Here is a 26,967-nt window from a genome sequence, read left to right on the forward strand (position 1 = left end):
AGTGGAAAAACGCATCGAAACACAACCCGTATTTGGCCGCACAAAACATATCCACATGGTGGGTATAGGTGGCATTGGTATGAGCGGGATGGCCGAAATATTGTTGCAGCGCGGATATAAAGTAACCGGCTCGGACGGTGCGGTAACCGAAACCACCAAGCGCCTGCAGGAACTCGGCGCTACGGTTCACAAAGGCCATAAGGCTGAATACATTGAAGGGGCAGACGTAGTTGTTTACACCAGCGCCGTTAAAGCCGATGAGAATGTAGAAACCAAAGCGGCTATTGAAGAGCGTATCCCGACCATCAAACGGGCGGAAATGCTGGCCGAGCTGATGAAAATGAAATTCGGCATTGGCGTAGCCGGCACCCATGGCAAAACTACAACCACCACTATGGTGGGCCATGTAACCCAGGATGGAAATTACGATCCGACCATTATTGTAGGTGGCAAAGTACACAGTTTCGACAAAACCAACGCTGTGGTAGGTAAAGGAGACTTAATTGTTGTAGAAGCTGATGAGTTTGACCGCACCTTCCTCCGCCTCTCTCCTTCTCTGGCCATTATCACAAATATTGAAGCCGAGCATCTCGACATCTATGACGACCTCGAAGATGTGAAGCAGGCGTTCATTGAATACGCCAACAAAGTACCGTTCTATGGAGCTATAATCGTTTGCCTGGATGATCCAAATGTCCGAAGTATATTACCCGAACTTGAAAAACGGGTTATCACTTATGGGCTAACACCCCAAGCTCAGCTTCGTGCCACCGATATCCGTTCTGATGCTTTTACCAGTACGTTTTCTGTGATCTGGGAAGACGAAAAACTTGGAGTGGTCACACTGAAAGCTCCCGGCGAGCATAATGTGAAAAATGCCCTTGCTGCTATCGCAACCGGTTTAGAGCTCGATATTGATTTTAAGCTGATTAAAAAAGGATTGGAGCGATATGAAGGTGTATTCCGTCGCTTCCAACTGAAGTATGACAATGGCTGTATGGTAATTGATGATTATGCCCACCACCCCACCGAAGTTCATGCAACCTTACAGGCGGCAAACAAAGGCTGGCCCGATCGCCGGGTAGTTGCTGTTTTTCAGCCGCACTTGTACTCACGTACCCAGGATTTATACAAGGAATTTGGGCTCTCGTTCTTTGATGCGGAGATGCTGATTGTGACCGATGTGTATCCCTCCCGCGAAAAGCCTATTGAAGGTGTAACCGGGAAATTGATTGCGGATACCGCTGAACAGTATGGCCACAAGAATGTAATGTACGTGGAGAATAAAGAGGACGTCACCAAAACTCTGAAAGAAATTGCAGAACCCGGCGACATCATCATCACGATGGGTGCCGGAGATATTTACCGCTTTGGCGAAGAGTTCGTGGAAGCATTGAAATCAGGAAAATTCAAACCAAAAGCCAAGTAGTTGAACAACCAAGGTTCAAATAAAAGCCTGCTCCCCTGGATTACCACCGTATTGATGGTAACGGGAATTGCTGTGCTTGCTGCGCTCTACTGGAACAGGAATGTGACCGTGCAGGATGTGCAGGTAAACAGCTTGTACTACACCGACTATGAGCAGGTGAAGCAAGCCGCGGATATTCCAATGGGCATTAAGCCGGACAGTTTGAACCTGGATGCAGTTGTTCAGCGGGTAGAAAAATTGGATTACGTACGCTCGGTGAAACCCTATATCGAACCAAGCGGTGATTTGCGGCTCACTGTAGCAGAACGACAGCCCATTGCCCTTTTGGTGAATGGTTCCGACCGGTTGTATGTGGATGCCGAAGGCGTACGTTTGCCTATACTGGATGGAAAAACGCAGGATGTTCCGCTTTTGTATGGATACAGCGCAACATCTGGTGATACAATCAAAACAGAAGAATTTGTACAGGTACGAGACTTTTTGATGCGAGCCAAAATAGATGGCTTTGGATGGACTACCATCAGCGAGGTGGTATATGATGAAACCGACGGCGTGGTAGCTTTAAGTCATGAAAATGGAGTGAAGCTGCTGTTTGGCCGAAATGACTTTCAAACCAAACTGGAGAACTGGAAAGCCTTTTATACGGATGTAATTAAGGTGAAAGGAATTCAATCGATGCGACAAGTTGATCTCCGGTTTACAAATCAGGTGGTGACCCGTGAAATTTGATTTCAATCACATATCGTTCGCCGATGTTCAGGGATATTCTATGCTGAAAGAAGAATCATCCAATCGTTCCGACGCAGAGCGTACGGAACGAGGTGGACAAATGAAACAAGCAGAACGGGCGGAACGGATAAAGCAGGCAGGAAGTCTTTTGAATACACTGCTAACGGAACCGGATAAAGGATTACTTAAAAAAGATTCTGTCTCAGACTTTTACTCTGACTTGGCTTCGCCATCAACCCAGAAAAGAAAATTAGCAATCAACAAAAACACAGCGGATCGTCATGGAAGAACATGAAAACATTATGGTAGGTCTCGATATCGGGACCACCAAAATTTGCGCAATCGTAGCTTCAATCGATGAACAGGAACGGATTCACATCCTCGGGGTGGGCAAAGCTCAAAGCGATGGCCTGAACCGTGGCGTGGTGGTGAACATCGATAAAACCGTAAATGCCATCAAAGATGCCATTGCCCAGGCAGAACTGGCTTCCGGCATACAGGTAAACTCGGTGAATGTGGGTATTGCCGGCGATCATATCCGCAGTATGCGCAGCAAAGGCGTGATCACCATCAACAACAAAGACAACGAAATTACAGCTAAAGATGTAGAGCGCCTTCTTGAAGACTGCCAGCGCATCATGCTTCCGACTGACCAGCAGATTCTGCACGTAATTCCACAGGAGTTCGTAGTGGATGGGCAGGATGGAATCAGTGATCCGGTAGGAATGAGCGGCATGCGCATGGAAGCCGAAGTTCACATCATAACCGGACTGGTATCTGCGGCCAAAAATATATATCGCTGTGTGGAACGCGCCGGATACCAGGTTGCCGACATCATTTTAGAACCACTGGCTTCCTCCTACTCCGTGTTAGACGAAGAGGAAAAAGAAGCCGGTGTGGTGCTGGTGGATATCGGAGGTGGAACTACCGACGTGGCCATCTTCCAGGATAACACGATCCGCCATACGGCCGTAATTGCCATTGCCGGGCAAAAAGTAACCGACGACATTCGCCTCGGGCTCAGCGTGCTTGACGATCAGGCCGAAACCCTGAAACGGAAGCACGGCGAAAGTTATGCTGATCTGATCGAAGAGGATGAAGTCATAACGGTACCCGGCATTGCGGGACGTCCTCCAAAGGAAATCACAAAGAGTATTCTCGCCAAGATTGTTCAGGCTCGGATGGAAGAGATCCTGGAAATCGTGGGAATTGAAATTAAGCGCAGCGGATATGCCGACTCCATGAGTGCCGGCGTCGTTATTACCGGCGGCGGGTCGCTTGTGAAGAATGTATGTCCCCTTGCAAACGAAATATTAGGACTGGATGCCAAAGTGGGAATTCCATTAGGCATTACAGGCGGACTGAAAGAAGAAGTAAACAGCCCGATTTACGCTACCGGCGTAGGCCTGGTGATGCACGCTCTTCGTTCAGGTACTGCCAACAATCAAACGATGATGCCATCATCATCGAAAGGAACCAACGTGGAACAAGTGATGCAGAAAATCACCGACCGCATGAAAAGTTGGTTCAAAGAGCTTTAGAAGTATGAATATTTTAGAAATCAGATATCGAACGAAGCAACCTTTAAGCGTCTTACGGACCTTGAAGCGTTGCGCTTTCGAATTCAACACCGTAAACGCTTCGAGGACCTATCGGACCCTCGAAGGTTTACCCGGACTGATTTCAAAAAGCTTTAGAAGTAAAATCAGCAATCAAAAACGCTATGGAAATAGAAGTAAATAAAGATTGTCATTGCGAGGAGCCAACCATGTTTACGGTTGATATCCAAAGTCTTTCGACGACGCAATCTCCCTTTAAAAAATCCCCAAGTGGGTCAAGGAGATTGCTTCGGCATTCGCAAAGCTCATTTCTCGCAATGACGACTCGTTTCCTGCAGCAATCATCTACAACAATAACAATCCAGTAAAATACAACAACTCAAATAGGAGTTAACAATGGCTAACAATTCACGTTTCTTTTTTGACGAACAGAGCCAGGAAAACGCCAAGATCAAAGTGATCGGCGTTGGCGGCGGTGGCGGTAACGCCATAAACAATATGATAAACATGGGCCTTGAAAGTGTGGAGTATATCGCTCTGAACACCGACGCACAGGCCCTGAAGAACAGCATGGCAGATATCAAGGTTCAGGTAGGCTCAGCCCTTACCAATGGACTTGGAGCCGGGGCACGTCCCGAAATCGGACGTGAAGCGGTGGAAGAAAACCGCCATGAAATCGAAGAATCTATCGAAAATGCCGACATGGTATTTGTAACGGCCGGTATGGGTGGTGGAACCGGAACCGGGGGAGCTCCCGTGGTTGCCGGAATCGCCAAGCGCCGTGGCATTCTTACCGTGGGTATTGTAACCACCCCTTTTGAATGTGAGGGCAAAGTTCGGAAGAAATATGCCCTGGAAGGCATCACCGAACTAAAGAAAAATTGCGATACGGTAATAGTGATTCCAAATGAGCGACTGCTCGATATCGCCGACGAAAACACCTCCCTTATGGATGCCTTTGCGATGGCGAACGAAGTGCTCTACAACGCAACGCGGGGTATCAGTGATCTTATCCTGATGCCGGGTCTGATTAACCTTGACTTTGCTGACGTTCGCACAACTATGAGCGACGGTGGAGCTGCCATCATGGGATCGGCTACTGCAGAAGGTGCCGACCGTGCCGAGAAAGCCGCCCGTGCTGCGATTAACTCTCCGTTATTAGATGGGGTAAGCATTCGCGGAGCCCGCAACGTGTTGGTGAATATTTCGGCCGGCTCCAACCTTGGAATGCGCGAAACTACGACTGCTACCAACATCATACACGATGAAGCCGGTGAAAATGCCGAAATCATTCTGGGTACGGTACTTGATGAGAACTTCGGTGATGATATCCGAGTGACGGTTATTGCCACCGGTTTTGATCTCGCTGAAGACCGAACCACAGCTAAAGTAGCCAGCAATGATAAAGGCTCGCTGAATAAAGCGGCTGAAAATGCACAGGCTAACATGCAGACCAACAGTAAGAAACCCGATGTACCTAAGCGCTTTCAGCGTGGTACCGGTGATTACTACAAGGGTGAAAACAACCTTAAAAAATTAGACACTCCGTCTTACCTGCGCCGCGATTTAAACGTGCGCAAGCAGGAAGACAGTATTGAAGTCCCTGAAGAAGAGGAACAAAAGAATGAAGCGCAGGATAACATCGCGCCATTCCAAAGCCGCACGGAACGCATCCGCAAGGATGATACCGACCAGCCGGCTTTCCTCCGCAAAATCATGGACTAAGGAGTTGCCATTGAACCGGTTCGCCCCCGATGCCATGGGAATGGTATCTCCGTGAACCACTGAATTTTACTGGAATATAGCTTCATTCAAGCTATAGATTGCTAACAATAGAAGAAGCCTCTTGATCGGGGCTTCTTTTTTTAATCGCAGTTTTTTGGATTACACAGACTGCAACTGCATGTCTCACTCTGAAACACTATAATGGCATCCAGTTACCAACAAAATGATCTAATAATGAAACAACTACATATCAGTTTATCGGGCTTATTTGCACTTATATTAATCGTTTTTTTGAGCAGTTGCTCACGGATCAATCCCCAGCAGGAAAAAGCAGATTTGACTGAGCTATTGGATGAGTTCCTGACAAATGTAGATGACCCCGACATGCACAACCGGCTTTGGGCCGAAGACCTGATATATACCGGCTCGGCAGGCACCCGCCACGGGAAAGATGTGATTATGGATGGGATGATGGATTCAGAATCGGATACTGCAGAATCAGCGGGCCCTGCTTATTCTTTTGACAACCTTCAGGTGAAAATTTTCGGTAATACGGCAGCCCTCACTTTCCGATTAATAGCCGAAAGCCCTTCAGAATCGGGTGTGGACACAAGTTACTACCTCAACAGCGGATTCTTTGAGAAAAGAAATGGTCTATGGAAGGCAGTTGTCTGGCAGGCTACCCGTATGGCGGAGTCTTCGGAGGATTAGTGGAGAAGTGTGATTACATCTTTCACTTTTCTACTCCAATTCCCCCAATTCATCTGATTTTTATATCGGGCATAAGCTTGCTGAGATAAGTTACTGTATCTCTGCCGATCTTTTCGGACAGCTATGATCCAATCTGCCACTTCTTCCGAGGTGTGTGAAGATCTGTATATAAATCCTGTTTCACCATCGATAACGGCTTCGGGAACGCCGCCGGTTTCAGAACCAATGGCCGGTAATGCGTACGAGGCGGCTTCTATAAACGACATCCCCACACACTCAGCCTGGGTGGGCATAATAAAAAATGTGGCGTCTTTATAGAGCTGATCCAAACGCATTCTGCCCTCTTCTGTCTCCTTATCTACGAACCCGATCACATTTATCCCTTCCGGTTGGTTGGGGATGTCAGGTTCACTGCCTACAATGTTTAATTCGGCGTTCATTCCTTTCTCTAACAGTGAGCGCAACACTTTCACTGCAAAAGGGCCTCCCTTTTCTTCCCAGCGAATACCTACAAAGAGCAGCTTTATTATTGGTGATTCCCGGCGGTGTTGAAGTAGTTGCCCCACTTCATCTTCTGAAATTTCAGTATCCAGATTAGCTCCGTAGGGAATCACTTCTATTTTGGATGATGGAACCCCGTAGTCTTTCATCGCAGAATCGGCCAGCCATTGGAGGGGAAGAATAAGTTTAGTGGCTTTCTCAAACGCCTTTTTTTCGAGATGCATGGCTTCTCTAACGCTCAACGGATGAAGGTTGGAATGACTGCCATACACTTCATTCAGTAGAACGGAAGTAGCATCTGAGGTCAGATAAAAAGGCACATCCGATTTCACATACGCCATCTCCGGATTCATCAATGAGGCCAACAGCGCATCGGGCTGATGGTCCTCAATTTTTTGATCAATGATGGAAGCCATTCGTTTGGCCAGCCCGATATCATACTGGTATTTGTACACCTTACCCGTCAGTAATCGAAGCAATCGGCCTTTTGCCTTCGGAATGATTTTATAGTTGGAATCAACAGGGCTGAATGGAACTACCTCTTCAAAGCTTTGCTCCAGCGCCTTGAACATATAATAATGCGTACCGGAATATGCTTTTCGGTTTGAAGGATGCTGCTTTGTGATGTAGCCTATTTTCATTTATATCATCTTTTATGATTCCGAATATAGCTACAGAACTCCCCAAATCAACCGGCCGGCCATGGCCACGGCAAGTACTGCAAATCCCCATTGCAGGTATGTACGGTTTATTTTGTGATTCAGGAAAGCGCCACCAAATCCACCGGCTAATCCTCCAAGAGAAAGAGGTAATGCCGCCCCGAAATCCACATAACCCACAGAGAATTCCGTTATCCCTGAAATGGCTCCGGGCTCAAAAGCCAGCTGCAACCAACCGGAGGTCACCATAATAATCATCGCCAAATGAGAAACGCTTACCGCTTTGCGAAAGGGTTGTTTGTAAAACAGGTTCATGATGGGAACCATAATCCCGCCGCCGCCAACTCCGGCTAAAGCAGCTACAAATCCACCTAACCCGCCGGTAATCGATGTTTCCTTAAGTCCCATACGGGTGTACTCCCGGTCGTACTCATTCTCTTTATCGCTGCCACGGCGGAACATCATAAAAGCCACATAAATCAGCATACAGCTGAAAAATATCACGAATTCGGTGCGACTGTAATATGGTGAAGTGATCAGCAGTTTCCCGATGTACACACCCACGGCTCCCAACGCTCCCAGTTTGATTCCCTCCAGCCAAAAAACATGCTTCTGAACATATTGCCGAATGGTGCTTCCGGAAGCAGCCACAAACGTGCAGAACAAGCCGGATGCCACCGTCCAAAGTACCGGGTTCTCTACCCCTTCAGCTTCAAATAAAAAGAAAAGCACCGGGGTGAAAATGATTCCCCCTCCAATACCTAAAAGTCCGGCCAGCACTCCCGCAGCCAGTCCCAATGCCAATAGAATCAAAATCTCAACCAAGGAAAATCTCCCCTTTCAGATAGGTTACCGCCTGCCCCAAAATATCAACCCGGTCACCTTTGAGCCGACAAGTCAGGTCACCTCCTCTTTCTGAAATCTGGCGGGCTTTCATCTCCGTTTTCCCCAGTTCGCGACTCCAGTACGGTGTTGTTTTGGTATGAGCTGAACCGGTTACGGGGTCTTCATCAATGCCAGACTGGGGGGCAAAAAACCGGGAAACGAAATCGACCTTGTCTCCGGGAGCCGTCACGATAATCCCCCGGGCATCAACTTCGTTAAGCATGCGAAAATCGGGCTGAAGATTGGCTACTTCTTCTTCAGAATCCAGCACAATCATATAGTCATCCGACTTATAAACGTTTGAAGTCCGCTCAATACCAAGCGCCTGAAACAGGATAGCCGGGCCTTCGGCTTGTTCCGGTTCCACGGCAGGAAAGTTCATCGACAGCTGGCCGTTCTCTTTCTTTACAGTCAGCAGTCCACTTCGCGTTTTGAATATGATTTCGTCTTTATCATACCCCAGCTCTTCAAACAAAATATGAGCCGTCGCCAGTGTGGCATGTCCGCATAAATCGACCTCAACAGCCGGAGTGAACCACCTAAGGCGATACCCATCACCCTCTTCAACAAAAAAGGCGGTTTCTGAAAGGTTATTTTCCGCGGCAATCTGCTGCATTAGCTCGTCTGAAAGCCACTCCGTTAACGGCACAATCGCTGCCGGATTTCCATTAAAAAGTTTGTTCGTGAAGGCATCAACCTGATATAGCGGTAACTTCATAGTCTTAGTCTTTTGTTTCCATTAATGTAGGGGCAATCATGGAGTAAGTAAACCATTGGTTTCATTGCTTCAATCTCACGAAAAATAAATTAAATGTCTTTCTGATTCGTCTTTACAGATGCTCCTTTATTATCTTTGATCGTTTTCCTGAGGACCCCAAAATACTATTCAATTAAATAGACCTATGAGAATCTTAACCTCTATTGTTCTTTCATTTATTATAACCTTTCCTGCTTTTGGGCAGCTAACTGCTGAACTTGACTCCATTGATGTAACAGCCTCACGCATCACTACCACTATATCCGAAAGTGGGAAAAGTGTTGCCGTCATCACACAGACTGATATTCAGAATATGCCGGTGCAGTCGGTAGATGATCTTTTACGCAGTCTCCCCGGTATCAATATTAATGCACGTGCCGGTTTTGGAGTACAAACCGATGTGGGCGTGAGAGGAAGTACCTTTTCCCAAGTGCTTTTTATGCTTGACAACGTGCCCCTTAACGACCCCTTGACCGCTCATTTCAACACCAATATTCCGGTAGCTTTATCCGAGATTGGGCAAATTGAACTGATTCGCGGACCGGCCAGCACCTCTTTCGGTGCCGATGCCGTTGGCGGAGTGGTTCATATTAAGACCAAAGCCTACTTAATGAAAGATTCGGAAGCCCCGGAGAGCCTGCAAACCCGCACGAACGTGGATGTGGCAGCCGGTGAACACAACCTGCAAATCCTGGATGCAAGCGTTGGCGTTGCCAGGAAGAACTGGCGGTTCAACACTTCCTTCCGAACAGCACAATCGGACGGAGAGTCTTTCCGTAATCCCGGCTTTGATGAGGGCGTATCCACTGCCGAAACTTTTAATTCTTATTTTGACATCACCAACCTTTCGTCGGCTATGTCGGTGAAGCTGAATGACAAATGGACCTGGTACACCCGAGGAGGTGTGGAGAATCGCGAATTCAATGCTCGTTATTTTTATACCCGCAGTATTTACGACGAATCGGAAGAGCAAATTGAAAGCCGATGGGCCCTTACCGAACTGACTTATGAAAATGGTGCTCATCGTTCCGAGCTTACAGCTTCCTATCGCGATGTTGAGGATGTATTCGACTTTAATTCCGCATTGTCACCGGCCAACGTACATCAGACCGGGGCTTTTTATGTAAACGGATCTCACCAATACGAATTAAATACCGATCAGCTGAATACTCTTTCTTCTTCTCTGAGGTACATGCGGTTTATGGCCGGTGCTCAAGTGCTGAATAAAGAAATCGAGAGTACCGACAGAGGTAACCACGGAAATACATCGTGGGGAGTGTATGGCATCCACACCATGAACTTTGATTTCGGCCTCAGCATGACCTCCAGCCTGCGGTTACAGTTCAACCCTATCAGTGATTTGAGCTTTCTTCCTCAGGTTAGTGCTTCATTTGATCTGGGCTCTATTGTACTGCGTTCGTCTGTAGGACGGGCCATCCGGGAAGGTGATTTCACCGAGCGATATATTTCTCACCAAATTCCAAACCTGACTCCCGGAAGAAATGTAGGAAACCCGGATTTACTCCCTGAAGAATCCACCTCTTTTGATGTTGGCTTTGACTGGACTCCGGTTGCCCAGCTTCGGTTTTCTCCCACTTTCTTTTACCGCAGTTCCTCTAACCTGATTGATTACAGCCTGACTAACTCAAATCAGATAGACAATGCCGATAACCTGATGGCAGATGCCGAATACTTCTATGCATCCAACATCTCTGAAAGTGATGTAACCGGAGTAGAACTGCTTTCAGCATTCACTCAAAAGTTTGCATCCAATAGCACCCTTCGCTCGCAGCTTGGCTATACCTACATCAATACCACCAGTGATCAAAATACCGTATCAAGATATATTGCCAATCACCCCGAGCATCAGGCAAGCCTGGATCTCAGTCTTCAGGCCGGATCGTTTTCCGTAAACTCCCAGTCGTCCTTTAACGTGCGCTCCGAAGAGTCGGCAGAACTGATTAATGCGGAAGTACCGGATCAATATTTTATCACGAATCTGAATGTGGGATACACCTTGTTCGGCGATCGTTTTAAGGTCTATATGGAAGTGCTGAACCTCACAGATACACAGTACCAGGAGATTCTGGGAGCTCCCATGCCCGGACGCTGGGTTCTCGGCGGTATCAAATACTCCATGTAAATTCACCTTACTGTATTTATCTACCCTTCTCTCGTCCCCAAGCCCCCTGCTTCTCTCGTCCCCAAGCCCCTGCTTGGGGACGAACATGGGAAGCTCCGGCTTCCAACTCCATGTCTTATCTCTCTCATTAGTTACACAAACCTCTCTCACCTCTAATTCTCTTCCCCAATTCAACTTCGATATACAACCATATTCCCCTTATCTTTGTTGGGCTAATTAAAGGCAACTAAACTCCTGAATGAAACTTTACCCTGACACTCTTTTAGAAAAGCTCGGTTTCGACCAAATCCGGTATGCGACCCTTGAACTAACCCAATCGGTGCGTTCGGAGGAGCTGATGGAGGCTCTTTCTCCCACATCCAACCCACAGCGGGTGGAATTGCTGACCGAACAAACCAAAGAGATGTTGGAAGTGATTGCCTCAGCCGACCCCTTCCCTTTGGGGGAATTTCCCGAAGTCCGGGATTACCTCGGTGCCGCAAAGGCTGAGGGAAGTATTATCCCCCTCCCTGCATTTGTGGATATTCTGAAAATCTCGGCTATGTCGCGACAGGTAAAAAGTTTTTTTAAGTCGCGGTCTGATCAACTGCCCCGGATGTCGAAGCTTTCGGAAGGGCTCATTCCGATGAAGGAACTTGAAAAGAGCATCAAAGAAAAAATTTCTGAACACGGAGAACTGCGTGACAATGCCAGCCCGGAATTACGAGCCATTCGAAAGAAATTAAACAAACGGAAGTCAGATTTACGGACCACCATAAACCGATCGATGAAAGATGCCAGCAAGGATGGCATGGCATCGGATGAAGGGCCTACAATCCGTAACGGGCGAATGGTAATTCCAATTCAGGCTGAATTTAAGCGAAAGATCCAGGGCTTTGTGCATGATGTTTCGGCCAGCGGTCAAACGGTTTACATTGAACCGGTAGAAGCACTGAACCTGAATAATGAAATCCGGCAGTTTGAGGCTGAAGAACAGCGTGAAATTGAGCGCATCCTGAAAGAGCTGACACGCCACGTGAATAATAACTCAGAATACATTGACCAGAATCTTTCTTTCCTGGCCGAAATTGATGTGGTTTTTGCCAAAGCCAAACTCACTCAAAAGCTGGACGGGGAAATTCCCATCATAGCCAAAAATCAGTATTTGAGCGTTAAGGAGGCTTACAATCCTATTCTCCGGCTCAAGAATCTGAGCGCAAAAAAGAAAGAAGAAAAGGAAACCATCATCCCGCTTTTTCTGCGCCTTGAGGAAGACGAGCAGTGCCTGATGATTACCGGTCCTAATGCCGGGGGAAAATCCGTAGCCATGAAAACCGTAGGGCTGCTGGCGCTGATGATACAATCCGGTTATGGCGTACCTGCCGATCCCACATCCGAAATTCCCATTTTCTCCGGGCTTTTTGTGGATCTCGGTGATGATCAATCCATAGAGAATGATCTGAGCACCTTCTCATCCCGCTTAAAATGGATGCGGGAAACCTTAGAAGAATTTGAGCCCGGAAGCCTGGTACTTATTGATGAAGCAGCTGCCGGAACCGACCCTGAAGAAGGCGGAGCCTTATTTCAGTCGTTTATTGAGAAGCTGCTGGATCGAAATGGCAAAATCATTGTAACGACGCATCACGGCTCGCTGAAGGTATTTGCTCACGAACATCCCAAAGCCGTGAATGGCTCTATGGAATTTGATCAGGCTACCCTTTCCCCCACCTATAAATTCAAGAAAGGAATTCCCGGCAGCAGTTATGCTTTTGAAATTGCGGAGCGGATGAACCTGGATAAGAAAGTGCTGGAGCGATCGCGCGTGCTTCTGGGTGAAGCCAAAGACAAGATGGAATCTCTGATTACCGAGCTGGAAACCAAATCTCAGCAGGCTGCCGACTTAAAAGAGAAGTACTCCAGGTTGCAGGATAAAGCGGAATCGGAGCGCAAAAAGTATGAGAACAAGATTCAGGCTATCGAGAAAGACAAAGAGAAAATCCGTGAGAAGGCCCTGAAAGAAGCCAAGTCGATTATGGATTCTGCCAACCAACGTGTGGAGCAGGCAGTTCAGAAGATCGTCGAGCAAAACAAGGCCGATAAGGATGAGATCAAGGAAATCCGCAAAGAAGTAGATCAGGAGAAAGAGGATATAAATCGTTCTCTGGAAGAAATAGAAGACCGGAAAGAAGAGCGCGAACAGGTAACCGACGATCCGCCCCAAAAAGGTGACCATGTTCGGTTCAAAGATGGAAATACGACGGGAGAATTGGTGGAGATTAATGGTAACAACGCGGTGGTTCAGGCAGGTGGACTCCGCCTTAAAACCAAATACAAAAACCTGGTAAAGGTAGAAAAACAGAAAAAGAAGAAATCCAAAGCCCGTTCTTCCATCATGGTAGGCGATAACAGCCTGACTACCGAAATGGTGAAGCCATCTATCGAAGTGCGGGGAATGCGAACAGAGGATGCCTTACACGAAGTGACTCAATATATCGACCGGGCGGTATACCGGAATATGAATCATGTGGAAATCATCCACGGGAAGGGCGACGGGATTTTACGCAGCCAAATCCAGTCTTATCTCAATACGCGTAAAGATGTGAAAAGTGTGGAAACGGCACCTATTGAACGTGGCGGGTCTGGATGCACCATTGTGGAGTTGAAATAGGATCCCAAATTAATTCTGGTTTTGTGTCTTAATAAACAAGGTTCTTTTATTCCCCTAGATCAGTTCTTACTCAAAACTAAATATTTCTGTTTGAGTCTTTTTCTATAAAAATAGCTTTTCCCAAATTTGAATAATACATTCAGAAGAATCAGCTATTTAAATAGAATCTCTATGGAGAATATACATAAGCTCAATCAAGTTAGCCCTAATGATATTGATCAACTAAGTTCAACACAACTTGTCGAGCTACTAAACCATTTACTAAAATCTGAGGTCTTTAAGAATAATTTAGAGGTTAAAGACCATTATGTACCAACTGTAAAAATTACAGTTGCAGATGGCGGTGAGGATGGTAGAATTATATTTAATGGTAATACGACTGAATACTTACCTAATAATAAATGTTTTTTTCAATCTAAGGCCTCTTCTCTTACTACAGTTGAATGTGCAAATGAAATAGTTACTACTTCTAATGAATTAAAATCACAAGTAAGAGAGGTTATTCAGGGAGGTGGTTGTTATATCCTTTTTATGGGATATAATCTTGGAGCTAAAATAGGTATTGAGAATAGAGAGAAAAAAATAGAAGAAGAAGTCAATGCGCGGATAAACGCAATAAAATCAAAGGTAGAGAATCATGAAATCGATATAGATGAAAGTCAAATAAGAGTATATGATTCTAATTATATCGCAAAATGGGCAAATGAACACATATCTGCAGTAAAAATAATAGATAGGTTTCGTGGAAGGTTAAACATTAGATCATTTTTACCTTGGGACCACTTTCTAGAGAGATATGATGACACAATTTTTAATGTAGACTTTTATTGGGCAGATCAATTAATTGAAATAAGAAATGAGTTGTTTTCTTTATTAAAAGAAAACAAATGTGCACGAATTGTGGGTTACTCTGGTATTGGAAAAACGAGATTCGTCGGAGAGTGTTTTAGAGACAGCAATAAAGAGGATAAAAACATATTCAATAGTGCATTTTGCTACTTAGATTTTAACAATTCTAATGAAGAAGAAGTCTATTCTTTTTTAATGAATCATAAATCATATGCAGGGATTTTAGTTATAGACAACTGCCCGCTAGACTCTCATAATTCTTTTACTTCTCACGTTAGGAAATTCTGTGATTATATAAACCTAATTACCATAGATAATGACCTAGAAAATAATAGCAATGATGTCATATTTATAGATCAGTCTACACAAGAAGATACATGTAGCGCTATTTTGGCACCAATAAAGGATAGGTTTGACAAATCTGAATTCGAAGAAATTTTGTCTATTTGTGAAGGGTATCCTTTTTTTGCAAACGCGATTCTAAATCACATACAAGAAAAAGACATAAAAGTAGTCTCATTAGAATTAGAAGAGAAAGAATTCAAAAATGGGATTGTAAAAAAACTACTTTCTGGAAATGAGGTAATTGATGATTTTCAAAATTCCGATCTTTTAGCAGTTGCAAAAGGAATATCCATTTTTAGGCGTTTCCCATTCATAGATGATGAGTATGAAGAAATAGATGAAATTGATAAAGAAAGTTTTCATAAAAAAACTGAAACGGTAATTAATGACGTTTTAAATACTGACATTACTATTGATCGATTTCATGATATTGCTAAAAATGAATTTAAAGAAAAAAGAAAAATCATTGATAGACGTGGATTAAATTACTCTATTAGACCTGAGATATTAGCAGTCAATCTTGCTGCTGATTGGCTTAAAAGATTTCCGCCCACTCGTGTAGATGATCTTATAACCAGTCTGGAAGAATCAAATTTAATTGTTGAGTTTTGCGAACGTCTAAAAAGTTTAGATCAGATCGAACGATCTAGAGTACTAATTGAGAAATATTGGGGAGTCAACCGCCCTTTTGTTAAAGCGGAAGTTTTAAATACAGAGCTGGGTTCACGCCTCTTCCGCTCAGTTGTAGAAGTGAACCCCAATGCTTGTGTGAAAGGATTAGATAAAACACTCTCAACGTTTACAATTGAAGAACTTAAGAACGAATTTGGAGAAGGTAGAAGAAATATAGTATGGGCTCTTGAGAAATTAGTTTTTAGAGAGGAAACATTTAATAAATCTGCTACAATTTTAGCTAAACTAGCACTAGCAGAAAATGAAAGTTACGGAAATAACGCTACCGGTCAATTTCTTCAACTTTTCCACCTTTATTTACCCGGTACCGAAGCGAATTTAGAAAAAAGAAGTAGTTTATTAGTAAAACTTTTAGAGCAAGAGGATTATCATAAATTAATACTTAGGGCTATAGGGACAGGACTTGAGTATGATCATTTTAGTCGCGCAGGATCCGCAAATAAACAGGGTACAAAAGTTTTAAAAGACTACCGACCAGAAACATCTGATGAAATAAGTAATTACTGGGAAATCTTAATAACATTATGGGCTAAAATATTTGATGATAATTCTGAATTACAAAAAGAAGCTCTTAATGAAGTAGAAACAAAAATCAGATCTTTGGTAAGATTGAAAAGATGGGAAGATTTAGAGAAAATAGTTTCAAGAGCCGAAGCTATGAAAACTGATTTTGTGTGGATTAACGGCATTCAACATCTTAAAAGGTTAATCTCATATAAGCTTGTTGAAGGTGATGATATTATAGAAGTTGAAAAAATTATCAAAAGACTTGAGCCAACAAATGACGTTGCTCGACTTATTGACTTAAGAGTAGTTAAACCTCCTTACGAACATAAAAAAATTAACAAGGGAGGGAAGAATACCTATGAAGATCTAGCGATTACTAATCTGAAAAGATTTTCAGATTATTTTTTAGAACAAGGTGAAAATCCTACTGATTATTTTGATCAATTATTAATTGACCGTCCAAGATTAGGTTTTCAGTTTGGGAAAGAAATTGGAGATAGATTAGAAGCTAAGACTGCAATTGAATATTTAGAAAAAGGGATTCAGTATTATAAGGATTTACCTGAAAACAATAGAAGCATTGAGTTTCTTGGAGGTTTGTACACAACTCTATCAAGAGAAAACAAAGAAAGTATAATTGATCTCACAATATCAGAAACACTCAACAATGAAGCTCTGTATTTGACGGGGCTGGGAACTCCTGATAAGAACTCCCTAAAAAAAATACTCCAATTATCTAAGTCTGGTTCATTGGAGGTAAAAGAATTCAATCGGTTCCAATATGGAATGCAATTAAAACATTTGGGAATAGAAACGATACTATGGCTGGGAAATAGATTAGGTGAGATTGATAAAAATGGATACGTAGTTGGATTGAATATTCTTTACATGCATACAGATTTTGGTAAAGACATCATTCCAGAATATAAAGAAGAGGTTAAAAAATGGCTCACTTCTGTAAATATCGCTCTGATTGAATCTGAGTTTTCTCACGACAGTTATAAGTGGTCCGAAGTGGTTGGACTTATCTTGAAGGAGAAGAACGAAGAAGAATTTGCTGTTCAGATATTGGAGCAATTAATAGAAGCCTCAGAAGATTCACGGCATCATATTTTTGATCACTACGAAAGAAATGTTTTTGGTCTTCTATTCCAACACTATTTTGAAAAGGTCTGGACTAAATTTGCAGAAGCACTTTTAAATAGCTCAGGCTTCTTTCAATTAATGCTTACTCTCCAGTCTAAAAATGATAAGGATACTAATGAGGGTATACTATTTTCAAATATTGATGAAAAAGATTATCCAACTATCTTAGCTTGGTGCAAAGCAAATCCTGAAAAAGGAGCAAAAAGAATGGCTTACATTATGCCCTGTATGAAAAAAATAGAAAGGGATGGAATTGTAACCTTTGAATGGCATCCATTTGCATCATTAATGATTGACACATTTGGTAAAGATGAAGAATTCATGGCTGAGGTAGGAGCAAATCTTAGTGGAGTATCATGGGTTGGAAACATTGCAAAATATTATGAGCGAGTAAAAAAATTAGTAAAACAACTATCTGATCATAAACTAATTACGGTTCAAGAATGGGCTAAGTTTAAAATTGAGTCACTTGATAAGCAAATCAAATTAGAGAATCTCAGACATGAAGAAATGTATGGAAGGCTTGATTGAAGTTTGAACATCGCTAGATACACTATGAAATGATACAGACACCTATCTATGACCTCAACACCCGTAAAGATGTCAAGAATGTGGAAACGGCACCTATTGAGCGTGGCGGGGCTGGTTGTACGATCGTGGAGTTGAAGTAGGGCTCCGGTTTGTTACCGCTCTTCTAAATCGAGTTTATTCCTCCCGGTCCGATCTATATTCAAGAACAGTGTATACACCTCCATTCGCATCCACCTTACGAACACGAGGAATAATTACATCATCCTCCCAAAACTCCCACCACTTCGAAGTTCCAAACGTTGACTCCAGCACATACACCTCCCCATTAAAAACATCTACTCCATGGGGTGACCACGGCCCCTCCGATTCCAGAAATACAGATACTTCTCCAGCCGGACTTACCTTCAATACTCTTCGATTACCATAGTACGCCAGATACACATTCCCGGTTTTATCCACTGTAAAATCGAACAGGATATTAGCCCCGGAGAACGGGATGTTTTCCGGGTTTTCTTCTTTCAGTCCGGTAGCCAACACCGAAACCGAACCATCTTCTTCCATCACCTTTATACTTTCCCTGTCCAGAATGTACAGCTTGTTATTCAATCCCCACGCGAGGTCATCAATGCGATCAATGTCTGATGGCAATTCAATTTCGGTTACCTCCCCACCATCACTCCGCTCAAACAGGCGGTTCTCCCGGGCAAAGTAAACCATGCCATCTTCAGCTACGGCATAGGCCTGAATGAAAAAAACATCTTCATTTGTAGTAGGATTAATGATGAGTTCATTCCCTGAACCATTAACCCTCCATAGCCTTGCCTGAAAACCACCCGCGGCATTATTCCTTTCTGCGCCATAAATCACCCGGTCCGGGCTTCGCGAAAGGATGATGTCGCTGGGAGAATAAGAGGATTCCAGTACTTGCTTTAGGTTCTGCTGATCATCTATTTGCCAGACACAGGCGTAGTGATCTTCATCCACGAAAGGACAAATAAAGGTGAAGTAAATATTACCCTGTTGATCGATAACCAACCCGCCCCAGGGATGTGCGGATGCAATTCTTGTATTCAACAGCAGCAGCAACAGCAGTGGCAGGAAATAGAGAAATTTCTTCATAAACCCATTAATCGTTTTAGTGTTTTCAGAGTTCATGATAGAACGATCAGGTGTGAGTCGGGTTGCAGGAGATCGGCTAATTATTCGATTCGCAATAATTTTTTACAGCGACCATATCTTTCTCGAGCGCTTTTTTCATCATGCCTTTCATAAAAGGGTTGATAATTTTTGACATGAGTTTATACGCTTTGGCATCCATGATCAGCGTGAGCTCCGTTCCGTCTTCTTTCTTTTCGACGGTGAATAGCGAATCCCATACCGTGCCCATCGTATCCGAGACTATCCGAATGTGAGCGTTTTCGACCAGTTCAGTCACCTCAAGTTCTGTAGAAGCTTTCCGCCCGTTCATATCCCGGGTTTCCCTGAATTTGGTTCCCACTCCGTATTCCTGTTCTGTCAAAAACTCTACGTTTGTAATATCAGGAACCGCGTTGGAAAAGTTCTTTATATCTGAAACCGTTTTAAAAACGAGTTCCTTGGGAGCATGTATCCGTTTGGTAACTGTGATGGTGCTCATAGCCTTATCCGGTTTGTGAATGGATAAAGCTAAGTTAATAGAATGGAAATTAAGTGCAAGAGGGAACCCATTTCCGGCAACCTGTTAAGCAGATTTTATCTCTGAAATCGTCTCCTCAAAAGCAGTCAATATAAAGCTGAGATCATCTGTTGTCAGCGAATTAGCCAGAAAGAAAGCCTCAAAGGGAGACGGAGGCAAATGAACGCCTCGCTTCAGCATGCCATGAAAGATCTTACCAAACAGTTCCTTGTCGGTGCGGTTGGCGTCGTCGAAAGTCTCAACCGGACCTTCACAGTAGAACACCCCGATCATGGAGCCTACCCGGTTCATCGCGTGAGGAATGTCGTACTCTTCAAGTATTTTGGTGATGCCTGTAGCTAATACCTGTGATTTCTTCTCCAGCTCGTCATACACTTCCGGGTGATCTTTCAGCTTCTTCAGAAGAGTAAATCCGGCCGCCATCGCCAGCGGATTTCCGGACAAAGTACCTGCCTGATAAACCGGCCCTGTCGGTGCCACATAATCCATGATTTCTTCTTTTCCGCCATAGGCTCCCACCGGTAAACCGGCCCCGATGATTTTACCATAGGTGACCATATCGGCAGTTACGCCGTACACTTTCTGGGCACCCTGGAAATCCACACGAAAACCGGTCATCACTTCATCAAAAATCAGTACAATGTTGTGTTCATCACAAAGTGCTCGCAATCCTTCCAGGAATCCTTCATTAGGAGGAATACATCCCATATTTCCGGCAATGGGTTCCAGGATGATCGCAGCCATGTCATCCTTATTGGCCTCCACCAGTTTTTTTACGGAATCCAGGTTGTTGTACTCTGCGTTCAATGTGTCTTTGGCTGTTCCTTCCGTAACACCCGGGCTGCTCGGCTCGCCCATGGTGAGGGCACCGCTTCCTGCTTCAATCAAAAAGGAATCACCATGGCCATGATAGTTTCCTTTAAACTTAATGATCTTATTTTTCCCGGTATATCCACGAGCAACACGAATGGCACTCATGGTAGCTTCGGTTCCTGAATTTACCATCCGGATTTTATCTACTCCCGGAACAGAGCTGGTAATCAGCTCCGCCATTTCAACTTCCAGTCGGGTTGGTGCTCCGAAAGAAGTCGAGTTTTCTGCAGTTTGCTGAACTGCTTTGATAACATCCGGCTCAGCATGACCCAACAGCATTGGTCCCCACGAACTGATGAGATCGATATAACGATTCCCTTCCTCATCCCAGAGATACGATCCCTGAGCGCGGGTGATAAACAAGGGGGTTCCGCCCACACTGTTAAAAGCCCGCACCGGAGAATTTACTCCGCCGGGAATCACTTTTGATGCTCGTTCGTAAAGTTCTTTGCTCTTTGGGTAATCCATATTTCTGTTTATCAATTAAAAAATTTCTTTTGTGCCTCAACCAAATTCCACCACCGCAGGGGCAATTCGTGAATTGCCCCTGCGGTGATTTTTCTTCTCGCTTCTTCTCGTTGTGAAGCTCCTGCTTCGCAACAACTGCCCGGAAGCTCCAGCTTCCCTTCCCACACCTAAAATCATGAAAAATTCACAATCACTATTTATGAATAATACGGGCAGCAGCCTTCGCAAAATAAGTGGCAATCAAATCAGCGCCGGCTCTTTTGAATCCTAAAAGTGCTTCCATCATGGCCTCTTCTTCATTGAGCCAGCCTTTTTCAGCAGCTGCTTTAATCATTGCATATTCTCCGGAAACGTTATACACCGAAACCGGAATGTTGAAATTCTGCTTTACGGCCCGCACCACATCCAGGTACGGCATTCCGGGCTTCACCATGACAATATCGGCTCCTTCCTGAATATCCAGCTCTACTTCACGCAGGGCTTCGTCCACATTAGCAGGATTCATCTGATAGGTTTTCTTGTCTCCAAATCCAGGTGCAGAATCCAGGGCATCACGAAACGGACCGTAGTAAGAAGATGCATATTTTGCACTGTACGCCATAATACCGGTGTTTTCGAAACCTGCTTCATCCAGTGCTTCACGCATAGCTCCAATCCGTCCATCCATCATGTCGGAAGGCGCCACCATATCAGCTCCGGCTTTGGCATGACTGACGGCCATCTGTGCCAGCACCTCCACCGAAGGGTCATTCACAATCTCGCCATCTTCCACTATGCCATCATGTCCGTATGAGGAATACGGGTCCATCGCCACATCGGTCATAACCAACAAATCCGGGTAATGCTTTTTGATGAACCGAACTGATTCTTGCATCAGTCCGTCATCGTTTAAAGCCTCGGTGCCTTTATTGTCTTTCCTTTCGTCCGGAACCTTCACAAATAACAATACCGACTGAATCCCAACTTCCACCAGTTCATCCAGTTCATCCTTCAGCAAGTCCAGCGAATAACGAAAATATTCCGGCATGCTCGGGATTTCTTCTTTCTTGTTCTCTCCTTCCATGATGAAAATGGGAGCAATAAAATCGGATGGATGTAAACGGTTTTCCTGCACCATCTCACGGATGGCATCTGATTGCCGGTTTCGTCGTAATCGCGTTTTTGGGTATTTCATGTTTCTTTGCTTGTGAAAGTGAAAAGGCAAAAGTGAAAATTACGTTTGTCTTTTCACTTTTCCCCTTTCACTTAGCTATAATTAATCCAATCAATGGGTTTCAGGTGTTCCACCAGCTCGGCTTCGGGGCTGCCCGGCTCCGGATGATGATCGTACACCCACTGTACTTTCGGCGGCAGGCTCATCAAAATAGATTCAATCCGGCCTTTGGTCTTCAGCCCGAATAAGGTACCGCGATCGTGAATTAAATTAAATTCCACATAACGGCCACGGCGGATTTCCTGCCAGTCCCGGTGTTCCTGGCTAAACTCATCATCCTTCCGCTTTTTCATGATCGGAACGTAGGCATCGGTGAAGGCAAAGCCGGCCGCCTTACAAAACTCGAATAAATCATCTGCAGAACGGTTCTTATCCGGGCGCTGATAATCAAAAAACAGTCCGCCGATTCCACGGGCTTCCTCCCGGTGATGATTGTAGAAATAGGCATCACATTCAGCTTTAAAGTCAGAATAATACTCCGGGCTGAACCGGTCGCATACTTCTTTATGAACCTGGTGAAAATGTTTTGCATCCTCCGGAAACAGGTAATAGGGCGTCATGTCGGCCCCGCCGCCAAACCACTGATCTTTCAGCTCTCCGGTGTCTTTATCATACAGTTCAAAATACCGGTAGTTGGCGTGAACAGTGGGCACAAAGGGGTTTTGGGGATGTATTACCAGTGAGACTCCCGTGGCAAAAAACTCGGATTCAGGTACCTCAAATTTCTTTTGCATCGCTTCCGGCAGAGGACCGCCCACGGCCGACACATTCACCCCGCCTTTTTCTATCACATCGCCACCGGAAATAATGCGCGTGCTGCCTCCTCCAAATCCTTCCCGCTCCCAATCCTCAATACGGAATTTTTGGGTTCCATCCACAGCCTCTAATTCATCACAGATGTGCTGTTGCACATCCTTAACGAACCGGCTGAATTCTTCTTTTTTGGATTTCAAATCTGGCATAATATCAATTTTACAATAGGTAGTGACACAAAATCTTGTGTCTCTGCTTATTTAGACATTCATTTTGCATTCACTCATCGTAAGGGCAATTCATGAATTGCCCTTACGATTAAAACCGGTAATTCTTCTCTGGTTCTGATCGTTCTGCGTCGGAACCAATTTTTCAATATCTAAAATCCTTAACCGTATCTACGAATCGTTTGGCATTTTCGACCGGGACGTTTGGCAAAATGCCATGCCCCAAATTCGCGATGTAATTTCCTTTGCCGAACCTTTTCATCATCTCTGTTGCTTCGGCTTCGATTTTATCGGGGCTCATTAATAATTTGGACGGATCAAAATTTCCCTGAACTACCTTATCACCGGCAAATTCGCGGGCATGTTCGGGGGTGCATCCCCAGCCTATTCCAAAACCAGATACATTCGTATCTACAAAATAAGGGTAGCTCCATTCTGCATCCTTGCAAAACATAATTAACGGCACGCCATAGTCTTCTTTGGCAATACGCTGCAAGTGCGGCAGGGCTAATTTCCGGAAATCATCCGGGCCCAGTGCGGCCGCCCACGATTCAAACACCTGAAGCACTTGTGCCCCGGCTTTCACCTGATGATGCAAGTATTGAATGGTTTGGTCCGTCATCACTTCCAGCAACTTTTGAGCAGCCTCCGGTTGTGAGAACAAAAAGGATTTTGCTGTAGAGAAGGTTTTTGAACCCTGCCCTTCAACCAGGTAACAGAAGAGCGTCCACGGGGCGCCGGCGAAACCGATTAAGGGAACACGGCCGTCCAGCGTTTTTCGGGTGAGCGACAGTGCATCGTACACATAGCTCAGTTGTTCCTCTGCCGGAATGATGTTCAGGTTTTCCACCTGCTCCACTGTTCGGATTGGTTCCGGCAGGTAAGGACCAAAACCCGGCTTCAACTGTACTTCCACATCCAGGCATTCAATCAAAACCAGGATATCGGAAAAAAGGATGGCTGCATCGGTGCCTACAATATCGATGGGCTGAATGGTGATTTCACAAGCCAGTTCCGGGGTTTTAACCCGCTCAAAAAAGCCGTACTTCTTTTTAATCTCCATGTATTCCGGAAGGTATCGCCCGGCCTGACGCATCATCCATACCGGTGGACGTTCAGTTTCATTGCCTTCAAGTACATCCAGCAGTAATCGGTTCTTCAGTTCAGGAAAATTCATGATCAGTTAAAATAATTTTGAATGGATTCAGTCAGGTCGTCCAGAGTAGAGTATTCCGGGGTGATACAATTTTCAAAGCCTACTTCTTCAGCTGCGGCCTCTGTGGTAGGTCCAATACAAAAAACTTTAGCCGTTCCGTTTATCTCATTCCGTTCAGAAAATGACTCCACCGCGCTTGGGCTCATAAAAACAATGCCGTCGTAGTTGGAAATATTTAAGGTATGAGGAGCCAGTTTAGTTCGGTAAACTTCCACGGAAGTAAGGTTTACATCCTCGCCCAGCAGTTTATTTAAGTCTCCGGCTTTTAAATTTCCGCAGAAATGAGTCACGTTTGTTAGTTCAAGCTCTTTCATCTTTTCAGCGAGAGCGACAACATTGTACTCGTCCGGAATGGTAACTTCAAGATTCAGTTCCTCCAGCATCTCAGCAGTTTTAGAACCTACGGCAAAAATGTGTTCGGGTACTTCCAGGTCTTTAAAGGCCGGCTTGATAGCTTTTACTGCTTTCTTGCTGGTAAATATCCACGCATCGGTTTGGTCGGGAAGCTGGCTAATCCACATGGCGGGGATCACATACTCGAAGGTTATAAAGGGCACGCTCTCCACTGAGAAGCCGGACGACTGCAAGGCTGCCAACCTTTGCTTTTTAAGCCGTGTGGTGAATAAAATTCTGGGCTTGTTTTGGTTAATCATTGGAATTTCGGTGGGTTAATAATTCAACCGCTCCGTCATTCTTCAATAAATCAGCCCATTGATGCCCTTTTTCAGCCGTTGCTTCTGAAACCGGAATTTCCCGTTCTACATCCATTCGTCGTGAACCATCCAGAGCTAACACCGCTCCTGTGAAGTAAAGCATATCTTTTTTGATGTAGGCATGAGCCCCAACCGGTGATGAACACCCCGCTTCCAGTTCATTCAAAAACGCCCGTTCAATATCTACACAAATCCGTGTCTCGTTGTGATTCAGCTTATTAAATAATTCCCGATGGGTGGTATCTTTTCTCGCTACTACTCCAACGGCTCCCTGCGATGGCGCCGGGATCATCCAATCCAATACCTCGCTGATCCTGTTTTCAAAACCAATACGCTCCAAACCGGCATAGGCAAATACCGCTCCGTACCAATCGTTGTCATCCACTTTTTGTAGGCGGGTTGGTACATTTCCTCTCAGGCCAACTACTTCATCTCCCGGAAAACGATTTTTCCAGAAGGCGGTCCGGCGTATGCTCCCGGTTGCGATCGTTCGCCGGGTATTTTCTTTTTCCTCTTTGGGCTTCACCAGTACATCGCGGGGATTGCCTCTTTCCAGTACCGAAACCAAATCGAGGTCATTCAGCAATACGGTGGGTACATCTTTCAGAGAATGCACCGCAAGATCCACCTCTCCTTTAATAAGTGCATCATCCAGAGCCTTGGTAAAAACTCCTTTATCGCCCAGTTTGTGAATGGGAATATCCTGCTCTTTGTCGCCAAACGATTCAATTTCCACCAGCTGTGTTTGCACATCAAGGGCGTTCAGCTTTTTGCTGACTAATTCTGCCTGCCAAAGAGCGAGTGTACTTTTTCGGGTACCGATTTTAAGCTTCATTTTGTGCCTTCTCGAATTCTTTGTCGATTCGATCTATATGAATGGCCATGATTTTCTTTTTGATGCGGCGGGTCACTTCTTCCATCTTCGCATAAGAGTCGTCATCCATCTTATGTTTTACGCGGTCCAGTTCCGCATCGGTAATATCACTTAAGCGGTGATCAATTTCTTTGATGCGGGGTAACAGATACCTGGAGCGTTTTACACCTTTGAGAAAATCTGCTTTTTCTTCCTCTATGATTTCCTTGATTTTTGGAATGGCATTCTCTCTCTTTTCCAGCGCCTTTTGGTTGTCTTCATGAATGGAATCCATATCAACCAGCGTAACTTGCTCTAATTCACCCACGGCCGGCTCTACATTCCGTGGCACGCTTAAATCAAGTACCAGCTGGGATCTCTCAACCCCTTTAAAATGCTCCGGGAGCAAGATGGGTTTATTAGCGCCGGTAGCGGCAATGATGAGATCCGCTTTTTTGATTTCTTCATCCAGCTCTGAAAATGCATGAGCTTTTATGTCGAATGTGGAAGCCAGCTCTTTGGCCCTGTCGATGGTTCGGTTCACCACAGAAATGTGTTCTGCACCATTGGAAACCAGGTTTTTACAGGAAACCTTACCCATTTTCCCGGCTCCCACCAACAGGATGTTGATAGAGCTCAGGTCCTTAAAGTGATCAAGGGCATGCTGGGTGGCGGCAAAACCCACAGAAGCCGTACCTCGGCCGAAATCGGTTTCAGTACGGCTTCTTTTGTGTGCTCGGAAAACGGATTGTACCAGCTGGTGAAATTCACCGGAAAGCTGGTCTTTAGATTTTTTATAGGCCTGCTTAACCTGCTGGATGATCTGCACATCTCCCAAAACCTGGGAATCGAGCCCCGTGCCTACCTTATACAAATGATTGTAGGCATCCTCTTCTTCATAAACATACCCGTGCTCTTTAAAAAACTTGCGATCGGTATTGGTTGATTTGCAAAGCGCAGAAATCAACACCTCCGAATCACAAAAAGCATATAGCTCGGTCCGGTTACAGGTATCCAGCATCATCACACCTCCGGGAATATCTTTGGTGTGAAAATCCAAAAGCTCCCTGCGATGATTGTCTAAATAAAATAATTCACGAATAGAGACCTCACTTTTCCAGTGAGAAATTCCTATTGCACTAAACCTCATAAATAGCTTC

22 protein-coding genes are annotated in these 26,967 nt (G+C 44.8%); 10 read left to right on the forward strand and 12 right to left on the reverse strand.

The window, feature by feature from the left end:
• Position 1: 1 nt before the first annotated feature.
• From murC to NM125_RS12690, 6 genes are all read left to right on the forward strand, one after another.
• Positions 2-1,429, forward strand: a complete 1,428-nt coding sequence (gene murC / locus NM125_RS12665; protein WP_255135314.1) for a UDP-N-acetylmuramate--L-alanine ligase — start codon at positions 2-4, stop codon at positions 1,427-1,429.
• Positions 1,430-2,158, forward strand: a complete 729-nt coding sequence (locus NM125_RS12670; protein WP_255135315.1) for a cell division protein FtsQ/DivIB — start codon at positions 1,430-1,432, stop codon at positions 2,156-2,158.
• Positions 2,148-2,453: a hypothetical protein gene (locus NM125_RS12675; protein ID WP_255135316.1), complete on the forward strand. Its 306-nt coding sequence runs from the start codon at positions 2,148-2,150 to the stop codon at positions 2,451-2,453. Before NM125_RS12670 ends, NM125_RS12675 begins: the two co-directional genes overlap by 11 nt.
• The gene (ftsA, locus tag NM125_RS12680; protein ID WP_255135317.1) at positions 2,440-3,699 is read left to right on the forward strand and encodes a cell division protein FtsA; all 1,260 of its coding nucleotides are present in this window, start codon (positions 2,440-2,442) and stop codon (positions 3,697-3,699) included. Before NM125_RS12675 ends, ftsA begins: the two co-directional genes overlap by 14 nt.
• A gap of 414 nt (positions 3,700-4,113) precedes the next feature.
• Positions 4,114-5,442 (forward strand): cell division protein FtsZ, encoded by a 1,329-nt coding sequence (gene ftsZ / locus NM125_RS12685; RefSeq protein WP_255135318.1) that lies wholly within the window; start codon positions 4,114-4,116, stop codon positions 5,440-5,442.
• Positions 5,443-5,676: 234 nt separating this feature from the next.
• Entirely contained in the window at positions 5,677-6,153 is a 477-nt protein-coding gene (locus NM125_RS12690; RefSeq protein WP_255135319.1) for a nuclear transport factor 2 family protein, read from the forward strand.
• On the opposite strand, the gene NM125_RS12695 is transcribed toward NM125_RS12690, so the two are convergent.
• Genes NM125_RS12695 through NM125_RS12705 form a run of 3 tightly spaced genes read right to left on the reverse strand, consistent with a single transcriptional unit; the run spans position 6,150 to position 8,916 of the window.
• Positions 6,150-7,295 (reverse strand): glycosyltransferase family 4 protein, encoded by a 1,146-nt coding sequence (locus NM125_RS12695; protein ID WP_255135320.1) that lies wholly within the window; start codon positions 7,293-7,295, stop codon positions 6,150-6,152. The genes NM125_RS12690 and NM125_RS12695 overlap by 4 nt on opposite strands.
• 30 nt (positions 7,296-7,325) lie before the next feature.
• Positions 7,326-8,138, reverse strand: coding sequence for a sulfite exporter TauE/SafE family protein (locus tag NM125_RS12700; RefSeq protein ID WP_255135321.1), 813 nt, complete (start codon positions 8,136-8,138; stop codon positions 7,326-7,328).
• Complete coding sequence (locus tag NM125_RS12705; protein WP_255135322.1) at positions 8,131-8,916, reverse strand: PhzF family phenazine biosynthesis protein; 786 nt, start codon at positions 8,914-8,916, stop codon at positions 8,131-8,133. Before NM125_RS12705 ends, NM125_RS12700 begins: the two co-directional genes overlap by 8 nt.
• Positions 8,917-9,100: 184 nt before the next feature.
• On the opposite strand from NM125_RS12705, the gene NM125_RS12710 reads away from it, so the two are divergent.
• From NM125_RS12710 to NM125_RS12725, 4 genes are all read left to right on the forward strand, one after another.
• A complete protein-coding gene (locus tag NM125_RS12710) occupies positions 9,101-11,098 on the forward strand; it encodes a TonB-dependent receptor plug domain-containing protein (protein ID WP_255135323.1) in 1,998 nt (665 codons plus the stop codon).
• Between the two features lie 238 nt (positions 11,099-11,336).
• Entirely contained in the window at positions 11,337-13,745 is a 2,409-nt protein-coding gene (locus tag NM125_RS12715) for an endonuclease MutS2 (RefSeq protein WP_255135324.1), read from the forward strand.
• 171 nt (positions 13,746-13,916) lie between these two features.
• Entirely contained in the window at positions 13,917-17,816 is a 3,900-nt protein-coding gene (locus tag NM125_RS12720; protein WP_255135325.1) for a hypothetical protein, read from the forward strand.
• 29 nt (positions 17,817-17,845) lie between these two features.
• A complete protein-coding gene (locus tag NM125_RS12725; RefSeq protein WP_255135326.1) occupies positions 17,846-17,956 on the forward strand; it encodes a Smr/MutS family protein in 111 nt (36 codons plus the stop codon).
• A gap of 34 nt (positions 17,957-17,990) precedes the next feature.
• Here NM125_RS12725 and NM125_RS12730 read toward each other — a convergent pair whose 3' ends face one another.
• From NM125_RS12730 to hemA, 9 genes are all read right to left on the reverse strand, one after another.
• On the reverse strand, positions 17,991-18,935 hold the full coding sequence (locus NM125_RS12730) for an NHL repeat-containing protein (RefSeq protein ID WP_255135327.1): 945 nt from the start codon (positions 18,933-18,935) through the stop codon (positions 17,991-17,993).
• A gap of 76 nt (positions 18,936-19,011) precedes the next feature.
• The gene (locus tag NM125_RS12735; protein WP_255135328.1) at positions 19,012-19,452 is read right to left on the reverse strand and encodes an SRPBCC family protein; all 441 of its coding nucleotides are present in this window, start codon (positions 19,450-19,452) and stop codon (positions 19,012-19,014) included.
• A gap of 84 nt (positions 19,453-19,536) precedes the next feature.
• Entirely contained in the window at positions 19,537-20,832 is a 1,296-nt protein-coding gene (gene hemL / locus NM125_RS12740) for a glutamate-1-semialdehyde 2,1-aminomutase (RefSeq protein WP_255135329.1), read from the reverse strand.
• 193 nt (positions 20,833-21,025) lie between these two features.
• A complete protein-coding gene (gene hemB, locus NM125_RS12745; protein WP_255135331.1) occupies positions 21,026-22,006 on the reverse strand; it encodes a porphobilinogen synthase in 981 nt (326 codons plus the stop codon).
• A gap of 71 nt (positions 22,007-22,077) precedes the next feature.
• Entirely contained in the window at positions 22,078-23,007 is a 930-nt protein-coding gene (gene hemF, locus NM125_RS12750) for an oxygen-dependent coproporphyrinogen oxidase (RefSeq protein ID WP_255135332.1), read from the reverse strand.
• A 163-nt stretch (positions 23,008-23,170) separates the two neighbouring features.
• Positions 23,171-24,202, reverse strand: a complete 1,032-nt coding sequence (hemE, locus tag NM125_RS12755) for a uroporphyrinogen decarboxylase (protein ID WP_255135333.1) — start codon at positions 24,200-24,202, stop codon at positions 23,171-23,173.
• Between the two features lie 2 nt (positions 24,203-24,204).
• Positions 24,205-24,894, reverse strand: a complete 690-nt coding sequence (locus tag NM125_RS12760; RefSeq protein ID WP_255135334.1) for a uroporphyrinogen-III synthase — start codon at positions 24,892-24,894, stop codon at positions 24,205-24,207.
• A complete protein-coding gene (hemC, locus tag NM125_RS12765; protein ID WP_255135335.1) occupies positions 24,887-25,789 on the reverse strand; it encodes a hydroxymethylbilane synthase in 903 nt (300 codons plus the stop codon). The genes NM125_RS12760 and hemC overlap by 8 nt, the downstream gene beginning before the upstream one ends.
• Positions 25,779-26,957: a glutamyl-tRNA reductase gene (gene hemA, locus NM125_RS12770; RefSeq protein ID WP_255135336.1), complete on the reverse strand. Its 1,179-nt coding sequence runs from the start codon at positions 26,955-26,957 to the stop codon at positions 25,779-25,781. Before hemA ends, hemC begins: the two co-directional genes overlap by 11 nt.
• Positions 26,958-26,967 lie beyond the last annotated feature (10 nt).

It is taken from the genome of Gracilimonas sediminicola (assembly GCF_024320785.1).
In the GTDB taxonomy this organism is placed as follows: domain Bacteria; phylum Bacteroidota; class Rhodothermia; order Balneolales; family Balneolaceae; genus Gracilimonas; species Gracilimonas sediminicola.

What these genes read in the sequence shown, in the direction of transcription:
- ftsA (WP_255135317.1), top strand. Translation starts at nt 2,440, where the DNA reads ATGGAAGAACATGAAAACATTATGGTAGGTCTCGATATCGGGACCACC.
- ftsZ (WP_255135318.1), top strand. Translation starts at nt 4,114, where the DNA reads ATGGCTAACAATTCACGTTTCTTTTTTGACGAACAGAGCCAGGAAAAC.
- NM125_RS12690 (WP_255135319.1), top strand. Translation starts at nt 5,677, where the DNA reads ATGAAACAACTACATATCAGTTTATCGGGCTTATTTGCACTTATATTA.
- NM125_RS12695 (WP_255135320.1), bottom strand. Translation starts at nt 7,295, where the DNA reads ATGAAAATAGGCTACATCACAAAGCAGCATCCTTCAAACCGAAAAGCA.
- NM125_RS12705 (WP_255135322.1), bottom strand. Translation starts at nt 8,916, where the DNA reads ATGAAGTTACCGCTATATCAGGTTGATGCCTTCACGAACAAACTTTTT.
- NM125_RS12710 (WP_255135323.1), top strand. Translation starts at nt 9,101, where the DNA reads ATGAGAATCTTAACCTCTATTGTTCTTTCATTTATTATAACCTTTCCT.
- NM125_RS12715 (WP_255135324.1), top strand. Translation starts at nt 11,337, where the DNA reads ATGAAACTTTACCCTGACACTCTTTTAGAAAAGCTCGGTTTCGACCAA.
- NM125_RS12720 (WP_255135325.1), top strand. Translation starts at nt 13,917, where the DNA reads ATGGAGAATATACATAAGCTCAATCAAGTTAGCCCTAATGATATTGAT.
- NM125_RS12725 (WP_255135326.1), top strand. Translation starts at nt 17,846, where the DNA reads ATGATACAGACACCTATCTATGACCTCAACACCCGTAAAGATGTCAAG.
- NM125_RS12730 (WP_255135327.1), bottom strand. Translation starts at nt 18,935, where the DNA reads ATGAAGAAATTTCTCTATTTCCTGCCACTGCTGTTGCTGCTGCTGTTG.
- NM125_RS12735 (WP_255135328.1), bottom strand. Translation starts at nt 19,452, where the DNA reads ATGAGCACCATCACAGTTACCAAACGGATACATGCTCCCAAGGAACTC.
- hemL (WP_255135329.1), bottom strand. Translation starts at nt 20,832, where the DNA reads ATGGATTACCCAAAGAGCAAAGAACTTTACGAACGAGCATCAAAAGTG.
- hemB (WP_255135331.1), bottom strand. Translation starts at nt 22,006, where the DNA reads ATGAAATACCCAAAAACGCGATTACGACGAAACCGGCAATCAGATGCC.
- hemF (WP_255135332.1), bottom strand. Translation starts at nt 23,007, where the DNA reads ATGCCAGATTTGAAATCCAAAAAAGAAGAATTCAGCCGGTTCGTTAAG.
- hemE (WP_255135333.1), bottom strand. Translation starts at nt 24,202, where the DNA reads ATGAATTTTCCTGAACTGAAGAACCGATTACTGCTGGATGTACTTGAA.
- NM125_RS12760 (WP_255135334.1), bottom strand. Translation starts at nt 24,894, where the DNA reads ATGATTAACCAAAACAAGCCCAGAATTTTATTCACCACACGGCTTAAA.
- hemC (WP_255135335.1), bottom strand. Translation starts at nt 25,789, where the DNA reads ATGAAGCTTAAAATCGGTACCCGAAAAAGTACACTCGCTCTTTGGCAG.
- hemA (WP_255135336.1), bottom strand. Translation starts at nt 26,957, where the DNA reads ATGAGGTTTAGTGCAATAGGAATTTCTCACTGGAAAAGTGAGGTCTCT.